Below are 15,670 nucleotides of genomic sequence, written 5' to 3' on the forward strand. Positions count from 1 at the left end.
GTCGCGCGCCCACCGGGGATTGCGGGACAGCCCTTGGGCCATGTTGCCGAGGTCGCTCCGTCCGCCGCGGGGCGGGAGGGACTTTCGCAACACGCCCTGGACCCACGAAACGGGGGCTCGGGTGGGACGCCGGCGGAAGAACCGCCCGGGCGGAGTGGGCCGCGTGCGGCGGCGGGCCGCCCGTCGTGCGCCGCGGTCCCCTCGTCAGCACGGCACGTGGGCCTTCGGGCCCAGATGGTACGAGCGGACCACCGCGACAGTGCTGAGCGTCGCCAGCGCCAGGCCGATGCCCAGCGATTCCACCAGAGCCTCGTCACGACCGGACGTGGTGATCCCGCGCGGCGGCACCCGGCCGTGCGGGTCGTGGACGAGCCCGATCCGGTCGCCCGGCAGCGTCGTCGCCGTGCATCCCCGCCAGATCCGCCCGGGGACCGGAGTGCCGTCGAGGTGCCGCACCGCGCAGTAGTGCCGCTCCGTGGCCCCGGGCGCCACGGAGGTCACGACGACACTGCTGACCTCGCCGCCCCAGCGCAGCACTACTTCGTTCGTGGCCTTGGGTGCGGCGACCGCCCAGCACACACCGAGGACGGCGATCGGTCCCACGAGGGCCCTGCCGGCCCGCATACAGAGGAGGAAGACCACCAGGCCCAGCGCGACCAGCATCCCCGCCTCGCCCGTCTGCAGTACCGTCGAGCCGAGGAGGGTTCCCGCGACCCCCGGCCCGGCGATGACGGCCGAACCCACGACGCCCACCGCGATGCCCTCCGCCACCAGCCAGCTCGGGGGCCGGCCGTTGTAGTCGGCCGGACCCCACAGCGCAGCGCTGATCGAGTAGCTCTGCCGTGGCCGTGCCCGCCGTCTTCCGCTCTCCATGGTTGCATTATGCAAAGGACTGCCGGGGCGCGGACACCCGCCCCGGCGGCATCACTCCTCGGCCTCCGGCGGAGGCACCACGACGACCGGGCACCGGGCGGTGTGCAGCACCTCGCCGCTCACCGAGCCGAGCATCAGTCTCCGCAGGCCGGTGCGACCGTGGCTGCCGACGACCAGCAGAGTCGCATCGCGAGAGGAGTCCACCAGAAGGTGCGCCGGCCGACTCCGCTCGACACGCGTGCGGATGTCCAGGTCGTCGCATCGGGACCGGTACGGGCCGAGCCTCTCCTCCAGCAGGTCCTTCGCCACGCTCGGTCGTTTCTCGTGTCCGACGAGAAGGGGGCCGGTGGGGCCGGTGCCGAGAAGGTCGGGCCGAGTGGAGCCGTGAACGACTTCGAGCGGGGCGCCACGGGCGGCGGCCGCGCGCAGGGCGAACTCCATGACGTGCGGCTGCATGTCGTCGACGTCGACGCCGACCACCACCCGTTCGACTCCGGGTTCGGTTCTCCTCCGGGGTCTGACCACGAGGACCGGGCAGCGTGAGTGGGTGGCCACCTGCAGACTCACGGATCCGAGTGGCAGCCGCGGGAATCCCCCCGTCCCGCGGTGGCCCACGACGATCAACGATGCTTCGGCCGACCGGTCGACGAGCGCCGACGCCGGGGAGCCGGAGACGACGTCCGGCTCGACCGCCAGGTCCGGGAACCTCCGGTGGACCGCTTCGGCGAGAGGGGCGATGACACGCTCCGCCCGATCGGCGTGCGCTTCGCCATCCGCGCCGGCTTCGGTCGATCCGGCCGGCGACGCCCGTTCGGCGGCGTGCACGACGCGAAGCACCGTGCCGGCGCGGGCCGCCTCTTCCGCCGCACGGAGCACCACCTGCTCCTGCCCCTGCGCTTCGACCACACCCACCACCACCGGTCCGGCCGTGTGGCGATCATCCACCATCGACTCCTCTCCCGGCCGCTCGAAGGACGCGAGCGGTCCTCCGTGATCGGGCCTTGACCCATGCCCCGTCCGGCTCGCTTCCATCACACGGGAACGGGCGTTCACCGGCAACCGGGTGCGGCGCCCTGGCACGGGTCGCCTCATCAGGGGATCCGCGACATCGGGCGGCGTCACCGCGCCGTGCGGCGGCCCCGTGGCGGGCACCGCCTTCCCGTCGAGGTGACGCTCCGCGTCCCGGTCGGCGACACGTCTCCCGGGCTCCGCGGGCTGCTGGATCATCACTTTGCACTATGCAATCCTTCCGGGGTGGCGGCGGCTCCTCCGAGGAGCGGACGGCACACGGTGAGATCGCCGCACCCCGGAGCCGGGCGGACGCCCAGCCTCCGAGTGGCGGCTACGGACCGGGCATCGCCCGCGCTACGCGGCGACCGGCGGAGGGGACGCCCATGTGCTCGCCGCGCGGAGCGGCGAGGCGTCGGCTGCGCACCGGCTCGCCAGGTTTCCCGACCCGCGCCCCACCCGGGGGCCGTCCACGGCGGGGTGGGCACGCGTTCGACCGACCGGAGGGCCATGTCCACGCAGGAACAGACGATCCGGACCTTGCCGCCCCGCCGTGCCGTACTGCGCGTCGGCATCGCGGCTGCGGGATCCGGACTGCTTGCCGGCTGCTCGGGCAGCGCACAGAATCCCGCACACCGGGACGGGGCCCAGGGACCGGCACACGCACGTTCCGCCCAGGATCCGGATGGCGGCGCGGCGGCGTCCCCTGGGGCGACGAGCCCCGAACGGCCGGCGAGGGGACTGACGCTGACGGCCGCTCCGGGGACGGTCGAGCTGGGGGCCGGGCGTACGGCCAGGACCTGGACGTACAACGACGAGTTGCCGGGCCGTGAGGTCCGCGTCACGGCGGGCGACACACTCCGGTTGACCCTGAACAACCACCTGCCGGATCCCACCACGGTCCACTGGCACGGCGTCGCCGTGCGCAACGACATGGACGGTGTGCCGAACGTGACGCAGCCGCCGATCAGAGCGGGCGCGTCGTTCACCTACCGCTTCCGCGTGCCGCACCCGGGCACGTACTGGTTCCACCCGCATCTGGGCCTGCAACTGGACCGCGGTCTCTACGCACCGCTGATCGTGGACGACCCCGACGAGCCGCTCTCCTACGACCGCGAGTGGGTCATCGTGCTGGACGACTGGATCGACGGGATCGACGGCCTGTCCCCGGGCGACGTGTTCGCCCGGCTCCGCAAGGGCAGGCCCGCTCCCGGCCACGGCGTGCGGCAAGGGCACCAGGACGGGCACGGTGCACGTGAGGGCAGCGACCGGCCCTCGCTCCCGCGCGGAGGTGTGGACGCCGGGTACGGGCCGGCCCGGGACGACGGCCCGGAGCCGCGCGACCGGACGTCCTCCACCTCCCCGTACGGCGGCGAGGCCCCGCGCACCGGCCGGCAGACGGGGAGCGAGCTCCTCGGCGGTCACACGGGTGATGTCGACTACCCGCACTACCTGGTCAACGGCCGGATCTCGGCAGATCCCTCGCAGTTCAGCGCCAGGCCCGGCGAACGGATTCGGCTGCGCATCATCAACGCTGCGGCCGACACGCCGTTCCGGGTCGCGCTCGGAGGCCATCGGCTCACGATCACCCACAGCGACGGCTTCCCCGTGCAGCACGAGACGGTGGACTCAGTGCTCCTGGGCATGGCCGAGCGGTACGACGCGCTGGTCACCGTGAAAGGCGGGGTCTTCCCGTTCACCGCGCTCGCCGAGGGCAAGCGCGGGGCGGGGATGGCGGTGCTGCGGGCGGGCAGGGCCGCTGCACCGAAGCCGTCCGCGCGTCCGGCGGAGCTGTACCGGGACGTCCTGGTGTCGGCCCGGCGGCTGAGCCCTCACGAGTCGGTCGCCCTGGACCGGCGCAGGCCCGACCGGCAGCTCAAGATCACACTGACCGGCGGTATGGAGAGGTTCGACTGGGGCATCGACCACAGGCCCTACTCGCCGGATCGGATCCACCGGGTCGAACGTGGTGAGCGGGTGCGGCTGGTGGTCGTCAACGCAACCGACATGTGGCACCCCGTCCATCTGCACGGCCATACCTACGCCCTGGCCGGCATCGGCTCCCGCGGCGCCCGCAAGGACACCTCCGTGGTGCTGCCGCACCGCAAGCTGGTGTGCGACCTGGACGCGGACAACCCCGGGCTGTGGATGCTGCACTGTCACAACGTCTACCACTCCGAGTCGGGAATGATGACGACGCTCGGCTACCGGTAGGCCGAGCGTCCGGCCCGGAGTCTCCGCTGGACGGCGCCCGGCCCCGGGGCCGCCGATCTGCATCGGCCGCGGGTAACGACTCGTACCGCACGGGCCGACCACGTGCCCGCGGGTCCTATCCTGTGCGTCCGCGGAGGTCGCCGCGACGACGCGCACGAGTGCGCGCCGCGAAGGGCCCCGCGGAGTGGTCGTTGTCCAGGGAGCCCGTCCGAAGGAACTCGATGAGTCAGATGCCCGGCACCGTCAGATCCGTCCGTGCCGTCTTGCTCGCGGTGGGGGCGGTGAGCGTCCTCGCCTCGCTGGGGTTCGTGGTGGCCGCCGCCACGCTGGAGACCGGCGCCCTGGGAGCGCTCTTCGTGGGCCTCCTGCTGCTTGCGGCCCTCCTGCTCGGGGTGTTCGCCACAGCCGTGATCGCCATCGCGCGGAGGTTCGCCGGCGGGGGCAACGGCGTCCGGATCGGCGCGGTTGCCATCGGGTCACTGCTGACGTTGGGCGGCGCGAGCGGCCTGGTGGCTCACAGCGGCGCCTGGGGCTCCTGGGCCGCCGCCGTCGCCGCGGGTCTCTTCGTCACCGTGCTCTCCACGGGAGATGCCAGCCGGGAGTGGTTCGACCTTCCGCGCCGGTAGGGCCCCGGCGACCTGACCCTGCCCCCGGCAGCCCGTGCTCTCCCCGCTCCCCGAGCTCCTCGTGTTCCTCGTCCGCCTCGTCCGCCTCGTGTTCCTCGGTCCCCTCGTCCGTCTCGTCTCCCCGTACGCCTCGTTTCCTCGTGCTCCCCGTGGTGCCGCTACCGCCCTCTGCCGTACGGAGATCCGCGCATCGTGCCGCCAGCGTGCGCCGCGCGGCATCAAGGGGCCGTAAAGATTGCCGGAATACGGCAATGCGAACCGATGGGACGCACTGTCAGGATCACTTCGGGCCAAGGGAGATCCGGCCCAGCACACATGACCGGCTGCCGGAAGCAGGCAGAGGCTTCTGTTGTTGCAGATGCCGGCGACCGACCACCCGGTCCACTCACGAGGGGATGACTGATGGCCGAGTTCCTGCAAGCCGCCGCAGGCTTCCCCACGGTGCTGTTCACCTCGGCGCTTCTGGTCGTCATCGGCTTCTGGCTGCTGGTTCTGACCGGAGTGGCCGACCCCGACAGCTTCGACGCGGACGTGGACACCGACGCAGCGGGCCTGGGCGGTGTGCCCGTCTCGGTGGCGGCCTCGCTCCTGATCGCCTTCGGCTGGTTCGGCAGCCTGGCCGGCTCGGTCCTGCTCGCCCGAGCCGGCCTGGCCGGCCTCCCCTTCCATCTCCTGCGTGTCGCCGTGCTCGCGGCCTCGCTGTTCCTCTCGTGGTGGGTCACCCGCGCGCTCGTGCGGCCGTTGGCCAAGCTCTTCCCCGACGAACCGGGGCCGTCCCGGCAGGACTTCATCGGTATGACCTGCACCATCCGCACGGGGCGGGTGGACGAGGACTTCGGTCAGGCGGAGGTCGTCGCGGGGGACGGCTCCACGGCGGTCGTGCAGGTCCGCAAGAGCGGCAGCGACCTCCTGGCGCTCGGCAGCACGGGTCTGCTCTACGCCTACGACGACACCGGCGAGTTCTTCTGGGTCGCGCCGTACGGCAACGCGCTGGACCTCCGCGGCTGACGCCGCACCCTCTTCCTCAGCACACGTCTCTCACCCGGGGATTTCCCATGGATGCCATAACCGTGGGCATCGGCGTGCTCATCGCCGTTGTCCTGCTCATCGTCGTCGCCATGTTCTTCGTGATCAGCCGGCTGTTCCGCAAGGTGGAGCAGGGCAAGGCACTGATCGTGTCGAAGATGCGCAAGGTGGATGTCACGTTCACCGGGCAGGTCGTCCTGCCGGTGCTGCACAGGGCCGAGGTCATGGACATCTCGGTGAAGACCATCGACATCACCCGGACCGGCCGGGACGGGCTCATCTGCAAGGACAACATCCGCGCCGACATCCGGATCTCGTTCTTCGTCAGGGTCAACAAGACCGTCGAGGACGTCATCAAGGTCGCCCAGGCCATCGGCACGGCGCGTGCCAGCGACAAGGAGACCCTCCAGGACCTGTTCAACGCCAAGTTCTCCGAGGCGCTCAAGACGGTCGGGAAGCAACTCGACTTCACCGACCTCTACACCAAGCGCGACGAGTTCCGGGACCGCATCATCCAGGTCATCGGGACGGATCTGAACGGCTACAGCCTCGAGGACGCGGCGATCGACTACCTGGAGCAGACGCCGCTGGCGCAGCTGGACGCCTCCAACATCCTCGACGCCCAGGGCATCCGGAAGATCACCGAGCTGACTGCCGTCGAGCACGTCCGCACCAACGAGTACCAGCGGCACGAGGAGAAGGAGATCACGCGGCAGAACGTCGACGCCCGTGAAGCCATCCTGGAGCTCGAGCGCCGCCGGGCCGACGCGGAGATCAAGCAGAAGCGCGAGATCGAGACCGTGCGGGCCCGTGAGGAGGCCGAGACCGCTCGGGTCGTCGAAGAGGAGCGACTGCGGGCGCAGAGCGCCTTCCTGAAGACCGAGGAGCAGCTCGGGGTCCAGCGGGAGAACCAGGCCCGTGAGGTCGCCGTCGCCAAGATGAACCGTGAGCGCGTCGTGGCCGTCGAGAACGAGCGCATCGAGAAGGACCGGCTGCTGGAGGTCATCGCCCGGGACCGGGAGACCGAACTGACGCGGATCTCCGCCGAGAAGGAGGTCGAGGCCGAGCGCCGCGACATCGCCGAGGTGATCCGCGAGCGCGTCGCGGTGGACCGGACGGTCGCCGAGCAGGAGGAGTCCATCAAGCGGCTCCGGGCGGTGGAGGAGGCCGAGCGCAACCGGCAGGCCGTGGTCATCGCGGCCGAGGCCGAGGCACAGGAGAAGCTGGTCAAGGACATCAAGGCCGCCGAGGCCGCCGAGCAGGCCGCGGTCCACCGGGCGGCCGAGGAACTCACCCTCGCCGAGGCCCGCAACAAGGCCGCCGACATGGACGCCCGCGCCAAGATCCGCCTCGCCGAGGGCATCCAGGCGGAGACGGCCGCCGAGGGCCTGGCAGCCGTGCAGGTACGGGAGAAGGAGGCCGACGCGATCGAGAAGGCCGGCCGCGCCGAGGCCGAGGCCACCGCCGCCCGGCTGCGGGCGGAGGCGGAGGGCGCCCGCGAGAAGGCGCTCGCCGACGCCACCGCCATCGGCGAGAAGCTCAAGGCCGAGGCCGTCGGCCTGACCGAGAAGGCCGCCGCGATGGCGGCACTGGACGAGGCCTCCCGCGCACACGAGGAGTACCGGCTGCGGCTGGAGGCGGAGAAGGACATCCGTCTCGCCGGGCTCGACGTCCAGCGGCAGGTCGCCGAGGCCCAGGCCACGGTGCTCGCCACCGGCCTGGAGAGCGCCGACATCAACATCGTCGGCGGTGAGTCGGTCTTCCTCGACCGGCTGGTGTCGGCGATCTCCCTCGGCAAGGGCGTCGACGGCTTCGTCCACCACTCCGAGACCGCGCAGGCCCTGGCCGGACCGTGGCTGGACGGATCCGCGTCGTTCACCGACGACCTGGCGAAGGTGCTGGGGTCGGTCTCGACATCGGACGTGCAGAACCTGACCGTGTCCGCGCTGCTGATGCGGCTCATGAAGACGGGCGGGGCGCCCGCAACACAGCTGAGCCAACTGCTGGAGCGGGCCGGTGAACTCGGCCTCGCCGACACGCCGCTCACGGCGCTGAACGGCACGGCGAAGAGCTGACCGCTGGAAGAAGCGGTCGGAGGCTCCGGAGCCGCCGGACGGGGGTCAGCGGCTCCGGAGCCTCAACCAGACGTACGAGGGAGGGTGAACGGGATGGACGAGGGCTCGGGCGGCATGGACGCCGGAACGTACGAGGTGCTGCGCGACCGGCTCGGTGCACGGGCGACGGAGCTCGCCCGGCGCGCCGAGGCGCTCAACTCGGCCCGCATCGCGGAGTTCGGGGGGGACGAGCTCACCCTGACCGGCACCGAGCGCATCGGTACCGAAGCGCACTGCGTGGCCCGCGACCTCGTCGCGGTCGGCGGCGGACTCCTCCTCGGCCACAACACGCCCGCGGCGTTGACGCCCCGTACCACGGTCGGCGACGTCTTCTCGCTGTACGACCACGACCTGGCCCCGTTGGAAGAGGGTGCCGCTCCGGGCCTCCTCGACGACGCGGACTTCGCACGCGAGTTCGCCGCCCTGTGCCGCTACTACCAGGGTGCCCGGCTGCACCGGCTGCGCGTGGTCGACGGCACGCTGCTGGCCGTCTTCCGGACCGGGGAGAAGGCCGAGGACGTCCGGGTCCTGCGCTGGGCGCTCACTGCGGACCGGCGGGCCCGGTTCCTGGACGCCCGCGGTGAGCGCGACAACGTCGCGCCGCCCGCACATGACGTGACATGGGTGAAGACCACCCGCGACGACCACGTGCCGGGACGGCACCCGCACATCTCGATCGGCGGCGACATCTTCGTCACGACGGTCGGCGGCAGCCTCACCGTCAAGACCGAGGACGACACCGAGTCCGGGGAGGGCATCCACAGCGAGCCGGTCGACGAGTCCCTGCAGTCGCTCGCGGACTCGGACGTCGCGTACGCGCGGGTGGGCTCGCTGATCCTGCTGCGCGTGCGCCCCTACAAGGAGGAAGCCGACCGCCATCTGGTGTTCAACACGCTCACCAGGTCGGTGGTCAGGCTCGACGGCATCGGCCGGTCCTGCCGCCGGCTGCCCGACGACCAGGGCATCGTCTTCCCCGGCGGTTACTGCCTGTCCACGGGCGCCGTCAAGACGTTCGACGTGGCCACGGCGGAGGACATGACCTTCGAGCGTGCCGTGCGCTCACCGAACGGGGAGGACGTGCTGTACGCGTTCCACTCCCGCGCGGAGGGCGGGAGCCTGCTCCTCCCCTACAACCTGATCCGCAAGGAGGTCGCCAACCCCCTGACCGGCCGGGGGTACGCCCTCCTTGACGACGGAACGCTCGTCGTCCTGCGCACACCCGACGCGGACGAGCCCTCCCGGGCGCACCTCGTCCAGGTCTGGCGGAGCCCGTACGTCTCCGACTCCCTCGCCACCCCGGGCGGATCCGGACCGCTCGCCAGGATCGGCAACGCCGACCTCGTCCGCGGTCTGTCCGACTGCGTGGCCATCGCGCGTCAGGCCACCGAGGCTTCGCCCACGGCCGAGATGTACGACGTCCTCGTCGCCTCCTGCGCGCGGGCCGCCGACACCCACCACTGGCTGGGCGACACCGAGACCGGGGATCTGCGGACCCCGCTCGACGAGATCCGGATCACCGCCGAGCAGGTGCTGGACGAGTTCAGGACCGTGCGGGACCTGAGGCGTCACGCGGCCGACGCGCTCGCCGAATCGGCCGTGCACATCGCCGGCCTGGTGCGGCGCGTCCGCGGCGAGGCGCCGGCGAGCGCCGAGGAGTGGATCGCGCGCATCACCGAACTGCGCCAGGCCCACGGGCACCTGCTGACACTGAAGGAGATGCGGTACGCGGAAACCGGGCGCATCGAGGCGCTTGCCCTGGACCTCGAGGCCGACATCGCCGCAGTCGCCCGGCGGACCGTCACCTTCCTCCAGCGTGAGGACTCCTTCGACGGCTACCGCGCGGAGATCGAGAAGCTCGGCGCCGACGCCGAGGCCATCACCACGGCCGCCGAGGCCGGGCCCGTCGCCGGACAACTGGACGAGCGGGCCCTGGGACTGCAATCCCTCACGGAGGTGGTGGCGGGCCTCGAGGTGGGTGACACCACCGTGCGCACCTCCATCCTGGAGCGGATCACCGAGGTCCTCGGCGGAGTCAACCGCGCCCGCGCGGCTCTGGCCGGCCGCTGCCGGGAGCTGCGCGACCGTGAGGGCCGGGCCGAGTTCACCGCCGAGTTCGCCCTCCTCGGACAGTCGGTCACCGGCGCGCTGGCCGCCGCCGACTCCCCGGAGGGCTGCGACGAGCAGCTCTCCCGGCTCCTGCTCCACGTGGAGAACCTGGAGTCGCGCTTCGCCGACCACGACGACCTGCTCGACGACATCGCCGCCAAACGGACCGAGCTCTACGAGGCGTTCTCCGCACGCAGGCAGACGATCCAGGACGCCCGCGCCCGGCGCGCGGAACGGCTCGCGGAATCGGCGGCGCGAGTCCTGGAGACGATCTCGCGCCGGGTCGCGTCCCTCGACGGTCCGGACGCCGTCAACGCCTACTTCGCCTCCGACCCCCTGGCGGCCAAGGTGCGCCGCACCACCGAGCAACTGCGCGAACTCGGTGACCCCGTGCGCGCGGAGGAGCTGGCAGGCCGGCTGAAGGCCGCGCGGCAGGAGGCGGGCCGGGCGCTGCGCGACCGCACCGAGCTGTTCGCGGACGACGGCGCGACCGTCAGACTGGGCCGTCACCGCTTCACCGTCAGCAGGCAGGCCCCCGAACTCACCCTCGTCCCGCACGGGGAGGGCATGGCCCTCGCCCTGACCGGTACCGACTACCGCTCGCCCGTCACAGCCCCGGACTTCCAGGACACCCGCCCGTACTGGGGCCAGGTCCTCCCGTCCGAGAACGACGAGGTCTACCGGGCGGAGCACCTCGCCGCGAGGCTGCTGGCCGAGCACGGCCCGGGCAGGCTCGCCGGATCCGACCTGGCCGCACTCACCCGCCGGGCGGCCGAAGCCGCCTACGACGAGGGCTACGAGCGCGGCATCCACGACCACGACGCGGCCGCGATCCTGGCGGTCGTGCTGAAGCTGCACGATGGAGCGGGTCTGCTGCGTCATCCGGCCGCAGACCGTGCCGCGGCCCAGACGTTCTGGACGTACGGAACGACACCGTCGGCACGTGAGGCTTGGCTCCGCCAGGCAGCGTCGCTCGTACGGGCGCGGGAGGTCTTCGGCGCGACCCCGGCGCTGGACGCCCTGCGGGATGAACTGGCGGACGCGATGGGCGCTTTCGCAGCCGGAGCACCGGGCCTGCGGGCGCACTGCGGGACGCGGGCAGCGGCGTACCTGGTCGAGGAACTCGCCACCGGGGAGTCCTTCGTCACCAGCGCGTCGGCTCGTACCCTCCTGGACGCCTTCCGCCGCGCGGCCGGTTCGTCGCCGTACGACGAGGACGTCCGCACCCGTCTCGCAGCCGGGGACCCCTCCGCCGCGCACCGACTCGTCGAGGGCTGGCTCGTGTCGTACGCCGGTGCCCTCGATGCGGAAGTCGACCCGGGCGACCTCGCCGAAGCCGTGGCGATCGAACTCTGCCCCGCCCTGCCGCGCCACGACGTCGACGCCCCGCTGACCGGCGACGTCACGGGTCTGCTCGGCACGCACGCGCGGATCACCCGGCGCGGACTCCCGGTCCGCCTGGACGAGTTCCTCGCCCGCACCGCGGACTTCGCCGACCGCGTGGTGCCCGGTTTCCGCGAGTACCAGAAGCAGCGTGCCGCTCTCGTGGCCGCGGAGCGCACCCGGCTGCGTCTGGACGACCACCGGCCCCGGGTCATGTCCGCCTTCGTACGCAACCGGCTGGTGGACGACGTCTACCTCCCCCTCCTGGGGGACAACCTCGCCAAGCAGCTCGGCGCGGCCGGAGACGACAGACGGACCGACAACAACGGACTCCTGCTCCTCGTCTCCCCGCCCGGTTACGGCAAGACGACGCTCATCGAGTACGTCGCCGACCGCCTGGGCCTGCTCCTGGTCAAGGTCGACGGTCCGGCCCTGGGCGCCACGACGACATCCCTCGATCCGGCCGACGCGCCGAACGCCACCGCCCGGCGCGAGGTGGAGAAGATCGAATTCGCCCTGTCCGCGGGCAACAACGTCCTGCTCTACCTCGACGACATCCAGCACACGTCGGCCGAGCTGCTGCAGAAGTTCATCCCGCTGTGCGACGCCACCCGCACGCTGAACGGCCATGACCTGCGCGGCAAGCGATTCGCCGTCTGTATGGCCGGCAACCCCTACACCGAGTCCGGGCAGCGCTTCCGGATCCCCGACATGCTCGCCAACCGGGCGGACGTCTGGAACCTCGGAGACGTGCTGACCGGCAAGGAGGAGGCCTTCGCGCTCAGCTTCATCGAGAACGCGCTGACCTCCAACGCCGTCCTCGCCCCGCTCGCCGCCCGTGACCGCGCGGACCTGGAACTGCTGGTACGGCTGGCCGGTGACGATCCCACAGCCCGTGGCAGCCGGCTGTCCCACCCCTGCCCGCCGGCCGAACTCGACCGGATCCTCGACGTCCTGCGGCATCTGCTGACCGCACGGGAGACCGTTCTCGCCGTGAACGAGGCGTACAAGGCGTCGGCCGCCCAGACCGATGAGACCCGTTCCGCACCGCCGTTCCGGCTGCAGGGCTCCTACCGCAACATGAACAAGATCGCCCAGCGCATCGTGCCCCTCATGAACGACGCCGAGCTCGCCGCGGTCATCGACGACCACTACGCCGGGGAGGCCCAGACCCTGACGACCTCCGCGGAGGCCAATCTGCTGAGGCTCGCAGAGCTGCGCGGCACCCTCGACCCGGAGCAGAAGGACCGCTGGGCGGAGATCACGTCCGGCTGGGTACGGCGCCAGGCGCTGGGGGGACCGCAGGCGGACCCGCTCGTCCGCGCCGTCGAAGCCCTCGGCCTGCTGGCCGACCGCGTCGCCGCGGTGGAGTCGGCGATCGCCCGGGCGGCCGGCCCGCACCCCGCGCCCGGGACGTCACGTGCCCGCCACGCGGCGAGGAACGTCGCGCACGAGACCGGACGGGCCTGAGCGACACCTGTGTACGCGTTGATGACAGCCCGCAGCGACGCGCTGTTCGAGCTGACCGACGCGTTGCCGTGCGCGGATGGGCCGGTGAAGACGCTGGTCGGGCGGGCGCTCGCGGCCGAGTACCGGCGTGGGCACGGGGCCCTGTATGCCGGGCTGAACCAGGGGCGCCTGGACGTGGACCGGCTGCGCCGGGCCCTGGTCGCGGTGCCGCTGCCGAAGGCGGCCGACGGCCGCCTGGTCCTCGCGGTCGATGTCTCCCCGTGGCCGCGGCCGGACGCGGCCACCGCTCCTGACCGGTGCTTCTGCCACACCTACGGTACGGCGGCAACAAGCACCTGATGATCCCCGGCTGGCCCTACTCGATCGTTGCGGCTCTGGAGACCGGCCGACGTTGTGGACCGCGGTGCTGGAGGCGATCCGGCTGGAGCCCGGCGCCGACGTCGCCGCGGTCACCACCGCACAGATCCGGGAGGTCGCGAGGAACGGCAAACTTGACGGCCTGGGCCATGTGCAGCGGGCACGAGGCCGAAGAAGTTCGCGGAGTGCGTCGGTGGATCTCAGCTCAGTGATCATCGCGGTGGCAGGCGTCGCAGGAACCCTGGGAGGATCACTCCTCACCCAACGCGGTTCCGAGCGGGCAAAGCGCCGGGAAATAGAACTCGTTCGTGACCATGAAGAGATTCGTGAGAACCGTTCACTGCGACGCACCTGCTATGTGGAACTCAACCGGGATGCCCGGCAGTTCACCACCGCACTCAATCGCCACCTGCACGTCATAAGGGAACGCGGCGCGGAGGACGCCGACAGGGACGCACTGGACGAGGCTAAGAACGCGCATCGCGATCGATACTCCGAAGCACAGATGATCGCCCCCGAAGAGGTACTCATGAAGGCGAGGGCCGTCAACAAAGCCCTGAACAAGGTCTACGGTCAGGTCAAGCGCCTCGAACGCGGTGCCCCCGGACCAGGCGAAACGACGGAGACCGCGGCCCAGGCCCAGTATGAGGTCTGGGACATGCTCCGAACCATGCGAACCGCTATGCGTCACGACCTCGGTGTGGCGCATGAAAACTGAGAGCCGGCACTCCGTGTGGAAGCTGTTGCGCAGCAAGTGGGCTCGCAGAGAATTAACTTGTGGGTTCAGGGGCTTGACGTCCCAGGTCGGCGCGATACCCGCCCGCAGGTTGTTCTTCTGCGAGCCCAGTGGATCACGCAGGTCTGCACAATCGTGCGAGGCCAGACGGTCCCCACCGCGTCCGGCAGGCCTTCTCGTCCTCGTCGGTGATCATCCAGCCGGTGGTGAAGCGGACCGTGCGGCGCATCGTGTTCAGATCCCGCAGGTGCTCGTGCAGGCCATGGGTGGCCCCCGCGCCATCGACGCGCACCAGGATCTTGGCGGTGGAGGCGCCGGGGATTTGCGCGAGCGTCTGGCCGAGCACTCGCAGGTGGTCGGCGACCGTGTTCGAGCCGGCGCTTCCGGTCCGCAGCCACATGGCCAGGCACTCGCCTGTGTTCGCGCACCATGCCGCCAGCAGGGCTTGATCAAGTTCCGTAGCTGTCTGGATCGTTGGTGATGCCCAGGACGGGGAGTGCTCGTTGGGGCTCGTCGCGGATCGCCCGGGTGGTCTTGGCGATGTTGTCGGCTCCGAGGGTTTTCAGCACGCCGATGGCGAGGTTGCGGAGGGTCGCCATGGCTCGTGGTGCGCTCCCGGCGTGGACGGTGGAGGCGTCCTCGGCGAAGGTGACGTCCCTGATGTGGTGCGAGGAGTCTTCCACTCCCCAGTGTCCGCGGATCGCGGCGGCCAGGGCGGCGGGCCCGGCTTGGTGGGCGTCGAGGCTGGTGACGGCGTAGACGCTCTCGCGGGTCTCGCGCCGGCCGGTCTGCTTGCGGCGGCGGTGGACGCGGATGGCCAGGGGGCATGGGGAAAGGCGATTCCGCCGAGTTCGTCGGCGATCCCGCAGGTCTTGATCGAGCGGGACTCGCGGCGTCCGTGTCCGGCCCCGGACGCGGTGTGCTGGACTGCGATGGACTGCCAGGGCAGGGCAGCGAGTTGGGCGTGGGCGGTGGGCTGGTTGGTCTTGATCACGGCGATGTAGTGGGCCAGGGCCTTCTTGGTCTCGACCAGCCAGGAGATGTTCGCCTTGACCGAGTGCAGGGCGTCGAAGGTGACGACGGTGCCGGTCAGGTCCAGCGGCGCCAGCAGCGGCCGGAAGTGTGTGGTTTCGTTCGTCTTCGCGCCGACCTCCACCTGGGCGAGGGTCACAACGGTGCCGTGGGTGACCGCGGAGAGCAGATGCCGGCGCGTCGCGGTAAGACGGGCTGATCCCTTGAGTGCTTTGCCGTCGACGGCGATCGCGCGCGACGGCCCGGACGCGGAGGGCGACGGCGCCTGGGCGGGTTCGATGGCGGCACGGTGCCGGTCGGCCAGGTAGGCGCCGACCGCCCGGTCCAGGGCGTCACCGTCAACAGCCCCCGGCACACGGCCGATCGTGGCCGGCGCCGGAGTGCGCCGCCATCTGAGCAGGTGGCGGCGGATCCCGATCACTGTCAGGAGTGCGTTCGAAGCACGCTGACCCCACTCGGCGAGTTCATCGATGCTCCTTGCTCCCGAGACGACCGCGCAGGCACACACCAGCAGGAACGCTGTGAGTGAGTACCACCGGCCCCGCCGTGCGCGCGGGTCGGGCACCGAGTCGAAGTAGGGGCGCAGGTCGGCGATCCGGCCGGTGTCCAGCGGACCCAGTTTCACCAGCACGGCAGGGATGGGAGAGGATGCAGCAGCAGGCACGGGCCACCTCGTGATCATCTGGCTTAGACACCACAATGATCACGAACCCCCGTGCCTGCTT

The 15,670-nt window shown here is 71.2% G+C and carries 8 protein-coding genes and 2 pseudogenes; 6 read left to right on the top strand and 4 right to left on the bottom strand.

The window, feature by feature from the left end; translation table 11 throughout:
• Positions 1-204: 204 nt before the first annotated feature.
• Both FEF34_RS35445 and FEF34_RS35450 read right to left on the bottom strand, forming a co-directional pair.
• Positions 205-873 carry a hypothetical protein gene (locus tag FEF34_RS35445; protein ID WP_234042681.1) on the bottom strand — a complete coding sequence of 223 codons (669 nt, stop codon included), beginning with the start codon at positions 871-873 and terminating at the stop codon, positions 205-207.
• A gap of 51 nt (positions 874-924) precedes the next feature.
• Positions 925-1,821: a universal stress protein gene (locus tag FEF34_RS35450; protein WP_138056820.1), complete on the bottom strand. Its 897-nt coding sequence runs from the start codon at positions 1,819-1,821 to the stop codon at positions 925-927.
• A gap of 570 nt (positions 1,822-2,391) precedes the next feature.
• Here FEF34_RS35450 and FEF34_RS35455 point away from each other — a divergent pair.
• The 6 genes and pseudogenes from FEF34_RS35455 to FEF34_RS35480 form a co-directional block, all read left to right on the top strand.
• Positions 2,392-4,095, top strand: a complete 1,704-nt coding sequence (locus tag FEF34_RS35455; protein ID WP_138056821.1) for a multicopper oxidase family protein — start codon at positions 2,392-2,394, stop codon at positions 4,093-4,095.
• A 221-nt stretch (positions 4,096-4,316) separates the two neighbouring features.
• Positions 4,317-4,721, top strand: coding sequence for a hypothetical protein (locus FEF34_RS35460; RefSeq protein ID WP_138056822.1), 405 nt, complete (start codon positions 4,317-4,319; stop codon positions 4,719-4,721).
• 402 nt (positions 4,722-5,123) lie between these two features.
• Entirely contained in the window at positions 5,124-5,729 is a 606-nt protein-coding gene (locus FEF34_RS35465; protein WP_138056823.1) for a hypothetical protein, read from the top strand.
• 47 nt (positions 5,730-5,776) lie between these two features.
• Positions 5,777-7,822 (top strand): SPFH domain-containing protein, encoded by a 2,046-nt coding sequence (locus tag FEF34_RS35470; RefSeq protein WP_138056824.1) that lies wholly within the window; start codon positions 5,777-5,779, stop codon positions 7,820-7,822.
• Between the two features lie 93 nt (positions 7,823-7,915).
• Entirely contained in the window at positions 7,916-12,820 is a 4,905-nt protein-coding gene (locus FEF34_RS35475; RefSeq protein WP_138056825.1) for a DNA repair ATPase, read from the top strand.
• A 21-nt stretch (positions 12,821-12,841) separates the two neighbouring features.
• Positions 12,842-13,295, top strand: a pseudogene (locus tag FEF34_RS35480) (transposase); the annotation flags it as partial.
• A 719-nt stretch (positions 13,296-14,014) separates the two neighbouring features.
• Here FEF34_RS35480 and FEF34_RS44515 read toward each other — a convergent pair.
• A pseudogene (locus tag FEF34_RS44515) lies at positions 14,015-14,095 on the bottom strand (transposase); the annotation flags it as partial.
• A gap of 380 nt (positions 14,096-14,475) precedes the next feature.
• Positions 14,476-15,576, bottom strand: coding sequence for an ISAs1 family transposase (locus FEF34_RS35495; protein WP_234042684.1), 1,101 nt, complete (start codon positions 15,574-15,576; stop codon positions 14,476-14,478).
• Between the last annotated feature and the right edge of the window lie 94 nt (positions 15,577-15,670).

This window comes from Streptomyces marianii (assembly GCF_005795905.1).
In the GTDB taxonomy this organism is placed as follows: Bacteria; Actinomycetota; Actinomycetes; order Streptomycetales; family Streptomycetaceae; genus Streptomyces; species Streptomyces marianii.

Coding starts and splice junctions, on each gene's coding strand:
- FEF34_RS35465 (WP_138056823.1), top strand. CDS start 5,124: ATGGCCGAGTTCCTGCAAGCCGCCGCAGGCTTCCCCACGGTGCTGTTC.
- FEF34_RS35475 (WP_138056825.1), top strand. CDS start 7,916: ATGGACGAGGGCTCGGGCGGCATGGACGCCGGAACGTACGAGGTGCTG.
- FEF34_RS35460 (WP_138056822.1), top strand. CDS start 4,317: ATGAGTCAGATGCCCGGCACCGTCAGATCCGTCCGTGCCGTCTTGCTC.
- FEF34_RS35470 (WP_138056824.1), top strand. CDS start 5,777: ATGGATGCCATAACCGTGGGCATCGGCGTGCTCATCGCCGTTGTCCTG.
- FEF34_RS35455 (WP_138056821.1), top strand. CDS start 2,392: ATGTCCACGCAGGAACAGACGATCCGGACCTTGCCGCCCCGCCGTGCC.
- FEF34_RS35450 (WP_138056820.1), bottom strand. CDS start 1,821: ATGGTGGATGATCGCCACACGGCCGGACCGGTGGTGGTGGGTGTGGTC.
- FEF34_RS35445 (WP_234042681.1), bottom strand. CDS start 873: ATGGAGAGCGGAAGACGGCGGGCACGGCCACGGCAGAGCTACTCGATC.